A 14729-nucleotide genomic window follows, 5' to 3' on the forward strand; every position below is an offset into this window, starting at 1 on the left:
TGCGCCCGTGAGCTGGTGGAACGACACCGACGACGACGAAGACGACCCGCTCTTCGACGAAGACAACGTGCGTGTTCGCCCCAACCGCAAGGGCACACGGCCTCGAACCAAAACACGCCCGGAACACAAGGATGCGCAGACCGGGCGCGTGCTGTCGGTCGACCGCGGACGATACACCGTGCTGCTCGGGGAGGCGACGCCTGACGAGCACGAGGTGACGGCGACCAGGGCATCAGAGCTGCGCAAGCAGGCGGTGGTGACCGGCGATCTCGTCGACCTCGTCGGGGACCGCTCTGGCGATGTCGGGTCGCTCGCCCGCATCGTGCGGATCGTGCCGCGCACAACACTTCTGCGGCGAAGCGCAGACGACACCGACGAGGTCGAGCGGGTGATCGTCGCCAACGCAGACCAGATGATGATCGTTGTGGCCGCCGCGAATCCCGAGCCACGCGCACGCCTCGTCGACAGATACCTGGTCGCCGCATACGATGCGGGCGTCCAGCCGATCCTCTGCATCACCAAAACGGACCTTGCCGACCCCGCCTCCTTTCTCACCAACTTCGCCGGGCTCGACCTTCGGGTGTTCACAAGCCGCACAGACGACATGCCTCTTGACGAGATCGTCGAGGTGCTCATCGACCACGCGACAGTGTTCGTCGGTCATTCAGGCGTCGGAAAGTCCACTCTCGTGAACTCCCTCGTGCCGAGCGCCGAACGCGCGACAGGGCACGTGAACGTGGTGACGGGCAGGGGCAGGCACACGTCGTCGTCAACGGTGTCGTACCGGGTGCTGACCGACGACGGGCGCACAGGGTGGGTGATCGACACACCGGGCGTGCGATCGTTCGGGCTCGGCCACGTCGACACCGCGAACATCCTCAAGGCCTTCACCGATCTCGCCGAGATCGCCGAGCGGTGCCCACGGGGCTGCACGCACCTGCCTGACGCCCCTGACTGCGCGATGATCGAGGCCGTCGAGGCCGGCGAGCTCGGTGAGACGGGCGCAGCACGTCTGGATTCGCTGCAGCGTCTGCTCGCACAGTTCGCCGTCTGAGCGTGCGGGGACCGGCCGGAGGCCGAGCGATACCGCACACCGTGCTCCGGGCGGGCATAAGCTGGAGGAATGACTGACACCGCACGCCTGACGCCCGGCGACAAGGCTCCCGGGTTCACCCTGAGAAACCAGGACGGAGAATCGGTCTCCCTGTCTGAGCTGGCCGGAGGCAAGGTCGTCCTGTACTTCTACCCGGCGGCCATGACGCCTGGGTGCACAACGCAGGCGTGTGACTTTCGTGACAACCTCTCGTCGCTCACCTCAGCCGGATACACGGTGCTCGGAGTGTCGAAAGACGATCCTGCGACGCTGAAGCAATTCCAGGAGCGCGACGCTCTCACGTTCCCCCTGCTGAGCGACCCCGATCTCGAACTGCACCACACCTACGGCGCATACGGCACCAAGAACCTCTACGGCAAGGTGACAGAGGGCGTCCTGCGCTCGACGTTCGTCATCGACGAGACCGGACGCATCGAGCTCGCGCTCTACAACGTCAAGGCAACCGGTCACGTCGCATCGCTCCGCAAGAAGCTGGGGCTCGACTGAGGTCAGCCGTACGGGGTCTGGCGCGCAAGCGCCCTCGTCACCGGCCGTGTGAAGAGGAGCACGAGCGCGATGACACTCGGCACGACGAGCGCCCACCCGATCGCCGGCTGAGCGAAGACGCCCTGGAAGGCGCCGAGGGCGATCGCCAGTTGGATGAGCTGCCAGTACAGCGCCCCGCCCTTCGACCACGGCGCGACGCGCACCATGCCGATCGTCACGGCAACGATCCAGACAGTGCCGAGCAGAACGAGAACGGTCAAAGCGAGCGCCGTCGGCATCGCTGACGCAGTTGCGTCCAGCGTCAGCGTGTCGACGATGACCACAACCGCGAGCACCAGCATCGCGAGCGACTCGACCACGAGCACACCGGCGAGAACACCCACGAGCGGATGCCGCCGGCCGGCGGGCCGCTCAGGGCCGGGCATACTAGCGCCCGAATGTTGCCGATTGGTGTCAGGAACGTTATTCACAGGTACATCCATTGCAAAATCTCTTGATTTGGCCAGAGCTCTATGGGAGCATATTTGAAGTCGAATTTTCGCTCACAGGGTCGTGAGCAGGCCGATTCCCATCGACCACCCACCCTGCAATTCGACGGTTACCCGCATTTATCGACCATATCGGTCGTTTCCCCCGCTATACAAAGGAGCACCCCCATGGACTGGCGCGACAAAGCTGCCTGCCTCACCGCCGATCCCGAGCTGTTCTTTCCGGTCGGCAACACAGGGCCAGCTGTCGACCAGATCGATAAGGCCAAAGCGGTGTGTGCTCGTTGCACCGTGACCGAGATCTGCCTTCAATACGCCCTCGAAACCGGACAGGACTCCGGGGTCTGGGGCGGGCTCAGCGAAGACGAGCGCCGCGCCCTCAAGCGCCGCGCCGCACGCGCACGCCGCGCCTCGTAGCTTTCGAACCCGTCGCATCCGCACACAACACACCTGAACACCCGAGCGTCCGCGCCGTCGTTCACCGATATCGATTGTGGGCGCGACGCGGCATCCCCGCTCCCCCGACTGACGGCCGGGCGGCATCCTGACCGTCATGACGATGTGATCCAGCGGAGCGGCATGTCTATGGTCACCTCGGTTCCACTCCCCACCACCGTGTGCCAGTCGATCGTGCCCCCGAGCTCGCCCTGGATCAGCGTTCGAACGATCTGGGTTCCGAGACCCTCGCCGACCTTGCCCTCTGCGAGCCCGGCACCGTTGTCTCTGACGAGCACGCTCAGAGAGACGTCGCTGCGCTCGGCGACGATCTCGACCTGGCCTTCGCGCCCGGCCAGGCCATGCTCGACGGCGTTTGTGACGAGCTCGGTCAGCGCGAGGGCGAGAGGTGTCGCGTATTCGCTCGGCAGCACCCCGAATGTTCCGGTCTTGTGTGGGTGAGCAGTGGTGTTGTGCGACGAGGCGACCTCGGCGACGAGCATCAGCACCCGTTCGAAAACGTCATCGAAGTTGACGTCCTGAGCGAGCCCCTCAGACAGGGTGTCGTGCACAACGGCGATCGCGGCAACACGTCGCATCGCCTGTGTGAGTGCGTCTCTGGCCTCATCGCTGTGCGCGCGCCTCGCCTGAATGCGCAGGAGCGACGCGACCGTCTGCAGGTTGTTCTTCACCCGGTGATGGATCTCACGGATCGTCGCGTCCTTGGTGATCAGCTCACGTTCCTGGTGCCTCAGCTCAGAGACGTCGCGGCAGAGGACTATCGCGCCCGCCCGCTCCCCGTGGTGACGAAGCGGAATCGCACGAAGAGACACGGTGACGCCCTGAAGCTCGATGTCCGTGCGCCACGGCGCGCGCCCCGTGACGACGAGGGGCAGGGATTCGTCGATGACCTGTTTGCCCGGAATGATCTGTGTCGTCACCTCGGCGAGCGACTCCCCCTCGAGCTCGTCGTCGAACCCGATCCGGTTGAAGGCAGACAGCGCGTTCGGGCTCGCGAAGGTGACGACGCCCTCGACGTCGAGACGGATGAGACCGTCTGACGCACGCGGCGCGCCTCTCCGCGGCCCCGTCGGCGCGCTGAGATCGGGAAAATCGCCCGTGGAGATCATCTCAAACAGGTCGTTGGCGCAGTTGTTGAAGGTGAGTTCCTGGCGGCTCGGCGTGCGGGCCTCGCCGAGGTTCGTGTGGCGGGTGAGCACGGCGATCGGTTCGGCCGCGGTGCTCGGGCTCGTGGCGTTCAGGCGCCGCACCACGGGAACGGCGAGCACGCGTGTCGGTGTCTCTTCATACCAGTCAGGTGCAGACGAATCGATCACACGAGACGACTCGAACGCCTCGGTGACCTGCGCGCGCCACTGTTGTTTGACGGGCTGACCGACGAAGTCGCGATAGAACAGCGTCGCCGCACTCGACGGGCGGTAGTGGGAGACGGCGATGAAGCTGCCGTCTGTCGTCGGCACCCAGATGACGATGTCCGCGAAGGCCAGGTCGGCGAGCAGCTGCGCGTCTGCGACAAGGCCGTGAAGCCAGTCGACATCGTGGGCGCTGCTGCGGCCCTGGGCGTAAACGAGGTCACTCAGCGTCGACATCAGTCCAGTCTATGCGGGGTGCCCTCGTTCACTGTGAGGGGCACGGCGTCAACTGCGCTCGACACGACACCCCCGTTCCGGGTACCCACACGTCGGCGGATGCGCGCCCGCGCCCGCCGCATGCGGCGCACCGCCCAGCGTGCCGGCGTGCCGATCATCACGGCGATCGTGCCGGACAACGAGGTGTCGTACGGCCCGAGAATGCTCTTGCGGTCCCATGCACGACGCAGGCCCGAACCGAGACGACCCGTGGCCTGCGGCTTCAGCGGCAACGCCTCGACGGCACGCCTGGCGAGCAACCCGTCAGTGACGAACATCCAATCGTCTTCGCCCGCGTCGTTGTGAAGATAGTTGTCTTGCACCCAATCGGGATCCGGATGCCTGAACCGGCCGTTGACCAGGTCGTCGCTGTTGCCGAACAGCCCGCTGCCGATGAAAACGGTGTTGATGAGGCCGCGCCTGATGCCGAAGTCATCGAGCACGATGGTCGGCATGCTGCGGGCGATGGCCTCGATCACCGCCGTCGAGCTCACGGTGACGAGAGCGTTCGCCCTGACGAGGTGCTCGAGCATCGGTCCGCCCTCCACAACGAGGTTCGGCGGAGGCGGAGGCTGCAGCTCCCCGATGAGATCGGCGTAGAAGTACTCTTCGGCGTGTGTCTGCTGCTCGCCCTGAGCGGCACGCACCTTGATCACCACCCGTCTTTCGGGCTGACGGCGCGCAAGTTCGGCGAGCCACCCGAGCAGCGCGAGTCGATCGGCCCTCGGCTTCGGTACTTTCGCCTGCGCGGCGAAAATGACGTCGTCGCCGACGCTCGGGCGGTCATCCGTCGACGCGATGAACGGCAGCCTCGCGAGGCCGAACCGCTGCTCGATGCCCATATCGGCGGCGAGCGCACTGAAGTCCCTGATCTCGCGGCGGCTGTGAAGCACGATGACGTCTGTCTGAGAACGGTACGCGATGGCCTTTCGGGCGGCGGGGATGGTGATGCCGGGGAGCCCCGAGATCAGCACGGGCCGGGGAATGTCGAGCTTCGCGATGGCGCGCACGACCACACGAACGAGCGGCCCACGCACCGAGATGAGCACAACATCCGGCCGTTGCTCGCCGATACGTCGCGCTGCCTCGTCGAGACTGACCACCGCGACGCGTTCCGGAGTCAGGTCACTGCCCGCGAGTGCGTCAGCCAGCTGTTTCTCGCTCGGCAGAACCGGTGTCTCGACGACGAGCAGCGAGGTCGTCCAATGCGCCGGTGTCCTCGATGCGAGCGCAGCGCCCCACTTGACGTAGGAGTCCGAATCAGCGACGACGACGAACCGGACGTCGGCCCTCAAGCCGTAACCCGTCTGAGCTTCGCCTGTGGAGCAAGCTCGCCGGGGAAGACGCGCTTGACGCCGTCTCCCATGGCCTCGCCGATCACCCGGATGTCGCGGACGAGGTGCTCGAAGCCCTGCGGTTCGAGCGATGCTGCGTGATCTGAACCCCACATGGTGCGGTCCAGAGTGATGTGGCGCTCGACGGCCACCGCACCGAGAGCGACGGCCGCGAGCGAGATCTGCAGGCCTCGTTCGTGCCCTGAATAGCCGATGGGCACACCGGCGTAGCGCTCCTGAAGGGTATGGATCGTGCGCAGGTTCGCCTCTTCGGGAGGCAGCGGATACGTCGAGGTGGCGTGCATGATGACCAGCGGGCTCGCGGCGAGCACCGAGACGGCCTCGTCGATCTGCTCGATGGTCGACATGCCCGTCGACAGGATGATGGGTTTTCCCGTCTCGGCGAGCGCCCGCAGCAGCGGAATATCGGTGACCGACGCAGAGGCGACCTTGTGCGCGACGACGTTGAGGCTCTCGAGAAACTCCACGGACGGTACGTCCCACGGCGATGCGAACCAGTCGAGACCGCGAATGGTGGCGTGGTCGCCGATCTCGATGTACTGCTCGCGCTCGAACTCGACGCGATAGCGGTACTCGAGGTACGTCATCCGCCCCCACGGGGTGTCCCGCGGGGTCGACTTCATGTGCTCAGGTGTCGAGATCGCGGGTGTGCGCTTCTGGAACTTGACCGCCTGCGCGCCCGCTTTCGCCGCGACGTCGATGAGCCGTTTGGCGATCTCGACGTCGCCGTTGTGGTTGAGCCCGATCTCGCCGATCACGTAGACCGGTTCACCGGGACCTAGCGATGAGCTGCCGATGCGTACGGCCATGATTCCTCCTGTGGGGATTGTGCGGGTGACCCGGATGATGCGAGCTGTGGGGATTCGTCGACGGCGCTCCGCTGGCGCTCGAGAAGTTCGTGTGCGGCCGCGCTCGCCTGCTCAGGCGCACCGCGCTCGCGGCTCTCTCCGCGTGGCGCCGGCTGTGAGAGGTCGGCCGGCCCGCGCCGGGCGTTCGCGTCGAGGATGCCGTCGGCGAGTTCACGCACAGCGCCCTGTCCGCCGGGGGTGCGCAGGATCATCCGCGCGGCCGAGCGAACGGACTCCGGTGCCTCTGGCACGCACACCGGCCATCCGACGAGCTGCATGGCATCCAGGTCGTTGACGTCGTTGCCGAGGTATGCGACCTGAGCGAGCGGCACGCCGCGCCGCGCAGCCCAGCCACGCAAGGCATCCGCCTTGTCCGAGACCCCCTGGAGCACCTCGACGCCGAGCTTTCGCCCCCTCGCGCCGACAACCGGGTTCTGCTCCGTCGAGAGGATGAGGACCTCGAGTCCGGATTCACGGAGCAGCCGCACTCCCATGCCATCTGCTCGGCTGACCGTGACGAACTCAGATCCGTCTGCACCGATGTGGGCTCTGTCGTCTGTGTGCACACCGTCGAAATCGGTGACGACAGCTCGAAGGGGCGGGACGGCGGCCGAGCGACGCGGCTTCGCGTCGATGACCGGCGCGATGAGGTCAGCGATCTCGAGGTCGGCTACGGTGTCGATGTCGATGGCGCCCCTGGGATCCACCACCTGCACACCTACCCTTCCGAAGAAACGATGCGCCGCCTCACGGAACCCTTCGGTGCGCATCACGTAGAACGCACCCGTTTCACGGTAATGCGGCTCTCGCTCCTGGCGCATCGGCCTCACCGCGGCGTTGTGGTTGACTCCTTCGGCGCCCGCCGGCGTCTCGCGCCAGAGAAAACTGTGCGTCTCGGCAGCAGAGAACACAACGTCGTTCTCGCCCGTGCGAACGCGTGTGATCGCCAGGTCGATGTCTGCCGGGTCGATGAACGGTGATGTGGCCTGAATGAACACCAGGATCGACGGCTCGTCTTCGCCCGTGCCGCCCGACCGCACAGTCGTCTGGTCGAGCACGTGCAGCAGCGCGGTCTCAGACGAGACGACAGGGCCCGCCAGGTCTGCCGGCCTCTGCACGATACGGGCGCCTGCGTCGCGAGCGACGGCGGCGATGGCCGGATCGTCAGTGGTGACGACCACACTGTCGATGAAGGCGCTCGCGCCCGCAGCGCTGACCGCGCGCTCGATGAGTGTCACTCCCCCGACCATTCGCAGATTCTTGCCGATGACTCCCCGAGAACCTCCGCGGGCCGGGATGACGGCGATCACATCCATTGCATCCGCCTTTCACCGATTCGCATCCCTCTGACGGTATGCCTCGGTGTGAACGGAATGGTGACGACAGGGTGAACGGATGCTGTCGCGATTGACACCGGCGGGTGTACGCGGGCCATGAGCACGGGATTGGCTGCTCGAGAACGGGCTCGAGCGGGAGGGATCCGAACCGGACTTCCGCTGCCGGCCGGTCTGCCCTCCGCGCTCAGCTCGCGGTTGCCGCTGTCACACCTCGGCGACGGCGAGCCCTGCGCTGCACGGGCTGCGCCACGGCCGGCAGGATCTCTGCCGTCGCGAACCGGCGAAGAGCTGCGAGGGCATGGGATCGAGGTGCAACGTCCCTGACGACACGGCCTGCCGCGAGTGCGGCATCCGTGCCTCGAAGGTCGTGCGGCACGATCACGGGATCGTCTATTCCGCCGAATCGGCTGAGCGTGAGCGCGACCTGGCCAGAGGGGTTGAGACCGGCGATCGTCGCTCGCACCTTGTTGATCATCGTGGTGACGGGTACCTCCGGCACGACCTCGATCAGTTCCGCATGGGCGCGCAGATACCGCGAGAGGCCGACAGGGTCAGCGGATCCGACGGCGATCACCCGGTCCGCGGCACGCAGGGCGGCGAGGGTGGCGGCGTTCCTGCGCGGGGCGAAGAGGTCTGTCGAGATCTCTTCATCGTGGTCGAGACTCGCTGCGACGTCCACCACCACGAACGCCGCCCACTGCCTGCAGAGCGTCAGGGTCGAGCTGACGCGCTCTGCACCGAGTTCCGGCCATCGTGCGGCGCGGGTGATGCCGGTGAGCACTCGAAGCTCTCCCCGGCCGACGGCATACGGCTGATGGATGCGGTCGAGCTCGGTCAGGCTGAGCGCGTTCTGGCCCGCGAGGCGACAGGCCGCGGCGAAACCAGGTGCTTCATCGAGCATCCCCAGCATCGGTGCCACCGACGCTGCATGGGTGTCTGCGTCGACGAGCGCCACCCGATGCCCGGCCGCGGCGAGTTCCGCCGCCAGGTTGACGGCCACCGTCGTGCGCCCAGGGGCGCCGTGTGGACCCCAGACGGTGAAGACCCGCCCCGCTTTCGCCTCGTCCGGCCAGGTCGGCGCCCCCTCGTCGATCATGCTGTGCAGCGCGGCGACGGGAGCGTGCGAGTCGTACACCTCGTACAGGCCGAGGGCTGCGGCGTTGCGCCTGCCGCGCTCGGTCTCGGCGACCGCGATCGTGCGGATGCCGAGATCGTCGCAGGTCGACAGAACGTCACGCGTGAGACGCTGCGGCGATGAGTCGATGAGGAGCGCTGCAGGGCGAACGGAGAGAGCCACGTCGATCGTGTCCTCGCCCTCACCCACTCGGCCGACGATGCGGTGCCCGCGATTGATGAGCTCAGGCAGAAGATGTTCTTCTGAGGCACGGCCGAGCGCCGTCACGATGGTGACCATCTCAGGAACCGGCCGGAACGATCGACACGGCGTCACCTCGCGCGATCGCGGCGAGCACGGCGGCCACCGAGCCTTTCGGTACAAGCAGCTCGACGCTCGCACCGTCGTCCGTCACCATCCCGCTGTCTTCGATGACACGCGCGACCGATGCGCCGGAGACGGTCACGACGGGAGGAGCGAAGTCGCCCTGGCCGTCTCGTTCCGCTGTCCAGATGTCGGCGAGCGCTCCGGGTTCGACGGCGGCAGCCAGCGACGTGCTCGTCTCGACGACGACGGCGCTCGTCCTCAGCTCCGCCTCGCTGCCCACCGACGACTGCGGAACGAGCTCGCCCTTGAGGATCGTGCGGACGATCACCGCGCCGTCATCGGGAAGTTCTCCATCCGCCACATATCTGCCGCCCGCCTCGCCCAGCTGTACGTGTGTGACCACAAGGTCAGAGGCGGTCACCGTGTCGCCGACCGAGAGGGTCGATGCCGCCGCATAGACGGGAGTCGACGTCGTCGCGGTGCTCACGACGAACCAGACGCCGGCGAGCGACACCACCACGAGGGCCACGCCGATTCCGAACCGCGGGTCGACCCAGAACCGTCTGCGTCTCTTCTGCCCCTGAGGGGCGAGGGGCTGCGTCTTCGCCATCTTCACTCCTGATCGTGTGTCCTGCCGCAGCAGCGGCGCTCCTCCATGCTGCCAAGTTTCGGACACACCCGGGAAAGTTATCCACAGATGTCTTCTCTCCACAGGCAACAGGACGATAATCAGAAGATGGACACGGTCTCGCCCGACTCCGTCGGCCGCTTTCTCACCGTCGCCGACGCTGCGGACATTCTCAACATCTCTGCGGCAGAGGTGCTTGAGCTGGTGCGCACGGCCGAACTCCCGGCCATCCGCCTCGGCTCACCGCGGCGTTGGAGGATCGAACGCACGGTGCTCGAGGAGTACATCGACGGAAAATACGAAGAAGCACGCCGTATGAGCCTCTGGGAGCAGTCGGACCTCGCCGGCATTCCCGAACTGGCCGCCGGCAGGATCACCCGGCCGCGTGAACGGGGCTGAGCACCCTCACATCGTGATGAGCGCGATGTGCGCGAGCGGCACGACCCGATGGTGCGCCACCTCTCGCTCGCGGCGAGCGGTTCCCGGCTCGTGCACGGCGATGTCCACGTGGTCTCGCGCCACTCGATCGATGGTGCCCCGTCGCACTCCGCCTGCTGCATGGATGCTCACGTAGCTGCGCCGCCTGCACAGGTCGCGCAGAGCGAATGCGATGCCGATCCGGTCTGTCAGACGCGGTTCGCTCTGATCGGTGTCACTCACGCGGATGCTCCTCGTGATCCGGTCTTTCGGGATCACGATTCCCGTGATCGCGTCGAGCGGCACGATGCAGGCCCGCGAGGCGGCCGGCGGCGAGACCAGGTCGGCGGCGAACCAGTCGCGCCCGAACGTCCTGGGCACCACGGTGACCGACTCGCCCGTGACCAGCTCGACGGATATCCCCCGCCCTGAGGAATCGTCGACGAGGGCCATAAGCCGATCGCGCAGCGTGAGCCGGCCGAGGCGCAGGCGGTGTTCCTCGGCAGCGAGATCGAGGTCTTCCGTGTGCAGCTCGTGCTCGAGCTGACTCTCGAGATCGTCGAAGAGGCTGTCCCACCGCATGGCAGCGACCCTAGCCCGAGTCACCGCGTGCTCGTGCGACTTATCCACAATTCGCAACCGGTGCTTTACAAGCAGCACTCACAGCTGGTTGAGTTGCAGCACCTTCTGGTCCCCCGTTCAGGGGGTGCACGGCGTTCAGGGGTATACGGCGTTTCGGGGACGCAGGGCCTGCACAACACCCGTTCCTCACACAGACGATGGAATCCCAGCGATGAGCCACAGCACAAGAAACCCCTCGGGCGCCGCGCAGCGCATTGACGCTCGAGACTACGATCCCCGAGACTATGATCCCGAGGAGTTCTTCGGCCACCAGCCCACTCCCGCCGAGTTGCTTCCACCGCCCGAGCCTCTGCTCCAAAACCTGACCAGAAGCGTGATCGAGGTGCTCGCCGGTGCGCGCGAACTCGAGCAGCTCTCGCGTTGGGTCACCGAAGAGGTCTATCTGCACCTGCTCAAACGCCAGGTGCTCGCGGCGAGGGCGCGTCGTGTGAAGGGAGTCGCGGCGCAGCGGCCGATTCTGCACGTCGGTCGCATCCGAACATCGAGACCGCGGGACGACGTCATCGAGGCGGTTGTCATGGTGCACGCCAAACCCCGCTCGCGTGCCGTGGCGATCAGACTCGAGGGCCTCGACAGGCGCTGGCGCGCTACGCAGATCAACGTGCTCTGAGCCAGATCAACGTGCTCTGAGCCAGGCCGACGCGCACTGAGCCAGGCCGACGCGCACTGAGCCAGGCCGAGAGCTGGCGCGAGCGGGCCGCGTGCGGGCTCGGCGACGCGCACCGGTCAGCCCCGACGTGGGCTCCACCGGCGCGACGGCGCACACCGCGGCCGAACGACGAGGTTGGTGTGAGCTTCGCGTGAAGGCGGCGCCGAGCGCGGTGGGAGGCTCGTCTCGAACGCCTGCGTCACCCCTTGTTCTTGCGTTCCTGCGCTCGACGCTGCGCGCGGTTGCCGCCGGCGGACTGCGCGTCTGCATCCTTCTGGCCGAACGCACCGCGTGCGGCAGGCTGCTTCGGAGCCTGTGGGGGCGCCACGGGCCGCTGCCCCGGGGCGGGGCGCTGCTTCTGCTGCGCGCCACCGGATGCCGTCGCCGCACGCGCACGAGAGGTGGCTGCCTTCTCGATCTGCCCCTTCTGGTTGCGCACCTCGACCTCGCCGCCCTCGTTCGCGGCCGAGTAGCTGAGCTTCTCGTCTTCGCCGTCTGGTCGTGCGAGTCCCTTGGCGACGACCGTCGGGGCGACTTCGCCCGCGGCCTCCGGCTTCGAGACCTCGACCTCGAGGTTGAACAGGTAGCCGATCGACTCCTCGCGAATCTGCCCCATCATCTGCTGGAACATGCTGAAACCCTCGCGCTGGTACTCCACGAGCGGGTCGCGCTGTGCCATGGCGCGCAGGCCGATGCCGTCTTTCAGGTAGTCCATCTCATAGAGGTGGTCGCGCCAGCGACGGTCGACGACCTGGAGCACAACACGACGCTCGAGTTCGCGCATCGCCTCTGATCCGAGCTGCTCTTCACGACGTTCGTATGCGAGCCTGGCGTCTGACAGGATCTCTCGGCGCATGAACTCGCGGTTGATGCGGCCTCGCTGCCCGGCCTCTGCCAGCACCTCGTCGATCGTCAGGGTGATCGGGTACAGCGTCTTGAGGTCGACCCACAGTGCGTCGAAGTCCCAGTCGTCGCCGTTGCCCTCACCCGTGTGAACGTCGAGCACCTCATCGATGACGTCTTCGAGGAACCTCTGCACGCGGTCGTGCAGGTCGTCGCCCTCGAGGATGCGTCGACGGTCTGCATAGATCGCCTCACGCTGGCGGTTGAGGACGTCGTCGTACTTGAGAACGTTTTTGCGGATCTCGGCGTTGCGTGTCTCGACCTGACCCTGGGCGCTCCTGATGGCGCGGCTCACGACCTTCGACTCGATGGCCATGTCGTCCGGCACTCCGCCGCGGCCCATAAGCGACTCGGCGGCAGCCGAGTTGAACAGGCGCATAAGGTCATCGGTCAGCGACAGATAGAACCTGCTCTCGCCCGGGTCACCCTGACGACCCGAACGACCGCGCAGCTGGTTGTCGATACGCCGCGATTCGTGGCGCTCGGTGCCGAGCACATAGAGGCCTCCGGCTTCGATGACCTTCTCGGCCTCTTCGGCGACCTTCTCTTTGACGCTGTCGAAGACGGCATCCCATTCGGCTTCATACTCTTCAGGTGTGTCGTTGGGGTTCAGTCCCCTCTCGTTCATCGCCTGTACGGCGAGGAACTCCGCGTTGCCTCCGAGCATGATGTCGGTGCCTCGACCGGCCATGTTCGTGGCCACGGTCACGGCACCGAGGTGACCGGCCTGTGCGACGATGGCCGCTTCACGCGCGTGGTTCTTCGCGTTGAGCACCTCGTGCCTGACGCCCTTCTTCGCGAGCAGGCGTGAGAGGTACTCGCTCTTCTCGACGCTCGTCGTTCCCACGAGCACGGGCTGGCCCTTTTCGTGGCGCTCGACGATGTCGTCGACGACGTGCGCGAACTTCGTCTCTTCGTTCTTGTAGACGAGGTCGGACTGGTCGATGCGCTTCATCGGCTTGTTCGTCGGAATCGGCACAACTCCGAGCTTGTACGTCGACATGAACTCGGCGGCCTCGGTCTCGGCCGTTCCCGTCATGCCCGAGAGCTTCTCGTAGAGCCGGAAGTAGTTCTGAAGGGTCACCGTCGCCAGTGTCTGGTTCTCGGCCTTGACCGTCACACCCTCTTTGGCCTCGATGGCCTGGTGGATGCCCTCGTTGTAGCGGCGTCCCTGCAGGATGCGCCCCGTGTGCTCGTCGACGATCATGACCTCGCCGTTCATCACGACGTAGTCCTTGTCTTTTTTGAAGAGCGATCTGGCCTTGATCGAGTTGTTCAGGAACGAGATGAGCGGTGTGTTCGCCGACTCGTAGAGGTTGTCGATGCCGAGGTGGTCTTCGACCTTCTCGATGCCGGGTTCGAGCACACCGACTGTGCGCTTCTTCTCATCGACCTCGTAGTCCTCACCCTCGACGAGCATCCTGGCGATACGCGCGAACTCGGTGAACCAGCGATTCGCCTCGCCTGACGACGGGCCAGAGATGATGAGCGGTGTTCGCGCCTCGTCGATGAGGATCGAGTCGACCTCGTCGACGATGGCGTAGTAGTGCCCGCGTTGCACAAGATCCTTCGACTGCCACGCCATGTTGTCTCGCAGGTAGTCGAAGCCGAACTCGTTGTTGGTGCCGTAGGTGATGTCTGCCGCGTACTGCTCGCGGCGCTGCGCGGGAGTCTGCCCTGACACGATGACACCCGTTGTCATTCCGAGAGCGCGGAAGACACGACCCATGATCTCGGACTGGTAGCTCGCGAGGTAGTCGTTGACCGTGACGATGTGCACGCCCTTGCCGGCAATCGCGTTGAGATAGGCGGGCAGGGTCGCGACGAGCGTTTTGCCCTCACCGGTCTTCATCTCGGCGATGTTGCCGAGATGAAGGGCGCCGCCACCCATGATCTGCACGTCGAAGGGACGCATGCCCAGTGTGCGCTTCGCGGCTTCTCTGACGGCGGCGAACGCCTCTGGCAGCAGCTCGTCGAGGGTCTCGCCCCTCTCGAACCGCTCGCGCAGCTGTGTCGTCTCGTTGCGCAGCTCGTCGTCGCTCAGCTCCGCGAAGTCGTCTTCGAGCGAATTGACGGCTTTTGTGATGTTCTGCAGTCTTTTGAGGATCCGGCCCTCACCGACGCGAAGAACCTTCTCTAGTACTGAGGCCACCTGTTGCACTCCACTTGATCTGAGAGACGCACTCTCGTGCGCGACCGTGCCGTGTTGCACGAGCTGCCGACACGGGTGTCGACACCGGTACCCATGTTAGCGTTGCGACCCTTTGCGCGCGCTGATACCGACGACGTTTCGCTCCCAGCGGCATCCGTTCGACGCCCGTGACGCGGGCGGATGCC

14 protein-coding genes are annotated in these 14729 nt (G+C 65.9%); 5 read left to right on the forward strand and 9 right to left on the reverse strand.

The genetic code is table 11. The features are described 5' to 3' along the window. Positions 1–7: 7 nt before the first annotated feature. The gene (rsgA, locus tag ACYVF5_RS02715; RefSeq protein WP_460943074.1) at positions 8–1054 is read left to right on the forward strand and encodes a ribosome small subunit-dependent GTPase A; all 1047 of its coding nucleotides are present in this window, start codon (positions 8–10) and stop codon (positions 1052–1054) included. 69 nt (positions 1055–1123) lie between these two features. Next, the gene (bcp, locus tag ACYVF5_RS02720) at positions 1124–1600 is read left to right on the forward strand and encodes a thioredoxin-dependent thiol peroxidase (protein WP_460943076.1); all 477 of its coding nucleotides are present in this window, start codon (positions 1124–1126) and stop codon (positions 1598–1600) included. 2 nt (positions 1601–1602) lie between these two features. Here the strand turns inward: bcp and ACYVF5_RS02725 are convergent, their stop codons facing one another. Further along, entirely contained in the window at positions 1603–2025 is a 423-nt protein-coding gene (locus ACYVF5_RS02725) for a hypothetical protein (protein ID WP_460943078.1), read from the reverse strand. A 231-nt stretch (positions 2026–2256) separates the two neighbouring features. Here ACYVF5_RS02725 and ACYVF5_RS02730 point away from each other — a divergent pair, with 231 nt between their 5' ends. Continuing rightward, a complete protein-coding gene (locus tag ACYVF5_RS02730; RefSeq protein WP_018190103.1) occupies positions 2257–2505 on the forward strand; it encodes a WhiB family transcriptional regulator in 249 nt (82 codons plus the stop codon). A 134-nt stretch (positions 2506–2639) separates the two neighbouring features. Here ACYVF5_RS02730 and ACYVF5_RS02735 read toward each other — a convergent pair whose 3' ends face one another. From ACYVF5_RS02735 to ACYVF5_RS02760, 6 genes are all read right to left on the reverse strand, one after another. Further along, the gene (locus ACYVF5_RS02735) at positions 2640–4133 is read right to left on the reverse strand and encodes a sensor histidine kinase (RefSeq protein WP_460943081.1); all 1494 of its coding nucleotides are present in this window, start codon (positions 4131–4133) and stop codon (positions 2640–2642) included. Then, on the reverse strand, positions 4133–5467 hold the full coding sequence (locus ACYVF5_RS02740) for a DUF6716 putative glycosyltransferase (protein ID WP_460943083.1): 1335 nt from the start codon (positions 5465–5467) through the stop codon (positions 4133–4135). Before ACYVF5_RS02740 ends, ACYVF5_RS02735 begins: the two co-directional genes overlap by 1 nt. Beyond that, entirely contained in the window at positions 5464–6336 is an 873-nt protein-coding gene (locus ACYVF5_RS02745) for an N-acetylneuraminate synthase family protein (RefSeq protein WP_460943085.1), read from the reverse strand. The genes ACYVF5_RS02740 and ACYVF5_RS02745 overlap by 4 nt, the downstream gene beginning before the upstream one ends. Then, on the reverse strand, positions 6306–7691 hold the full coding sequence (locus ACYVF5_RS02750; protein ID WP_460943087.1) for a cytidylyltransferase domain-containing protein: 1386 nt from the start codon (positions 7689–7691) through the stop codon (positions 6306–6308). The genes ACYVF5_RS02745 and ACYVF5_RS02750 overlap by 31 nt, the downstream gene beginning before the upstream one ends. 205 nt (positions 7692–7896) lie before the next feature. Further along, complete coding sequence (locus tag ACYVF5_RS02755; protein ID WP_460943089.1) at positions 7897–9126, reverse strand: AAA family ATPase; 1230 nt, start codon at positions 9124–9126, stop codon at positions 7897–7899. Between the two features lies 1 nt (position 9127). After that, a complete protein-coding gene (locus tag ACYVF5_RS02760; protein WP_460943091.1) occupies positions 9128–9763 on the reverse strand; it encodes a hypothetical protein in 636 nt (211 codons plus the stop codon). A 126-nt stretch (positions 9764–9889) separates the two neighbouring features. Between ACYVF5_RS02760 and ACYVF5_RS02765 the strand changes: the two genes are divergently transcribed. After that, on the forward strand, positions 9890–10180 hold the full coding sequence (locus ACYVF5_RS02765) for a helix-turn-helix domain-containing protein (protein ID WP_460943093.1): 291 nt from the start codon (positions 9890–9892) through the stop codon (positions 10178–10180). 6 nt (positions 10181–10186) lie between these two features. On the opposite strand, the gene ACYVF5_RS02770 is transcribed toward ACYVF5_RS02765, so the two are convergent. Further along, positions 10187–10780 (reverse strand): hypothetical protein, encoded by a 594-nt coding sequence (locus tag ACYVF5_RS02770; RefSeq protein ID WP_460943095.1) that lies wholly within the window; start codon positions 10778–10780, stop codon positions 10187–10189. Positions 10781–10991: 211 nt separating this feature from the next. Here ACYVF5_RS02770 and ACYVF5_RS02775 point away from each other — a divergent pair, with 211 nt between their 5' ends. Then, positions 10992–11450, forward strand: coding sequence for an Rv3235 family protein (locus tag ACYVF5_RS02775; RefSeq protein WP_460943097.1), 459 nt, complete (start codon positions 10992–10994; stop codon positions 11448–11450). 238 nt (positions 11451–11688) lie between these two features. Here ACYVF5_RS02775 and secA read toward each other — a convergent pair whose 3' ends face one another. Beyond that, positions 11689–14544, reverse strand: a complete 2856-nt coding sequence (gene secA, locus ACYVF5_RS02780; protein WP_460943099.1) for a preprotein translocase subunit SecA — start codon at positions 14542–14544, stop codon at positions 11689–11691. Positions 14545–14729 lie beyond the last annotated feature (185 nt).

It is taken from the genome of Okibacterium endophyticum, from assembly GCF_054780075.1.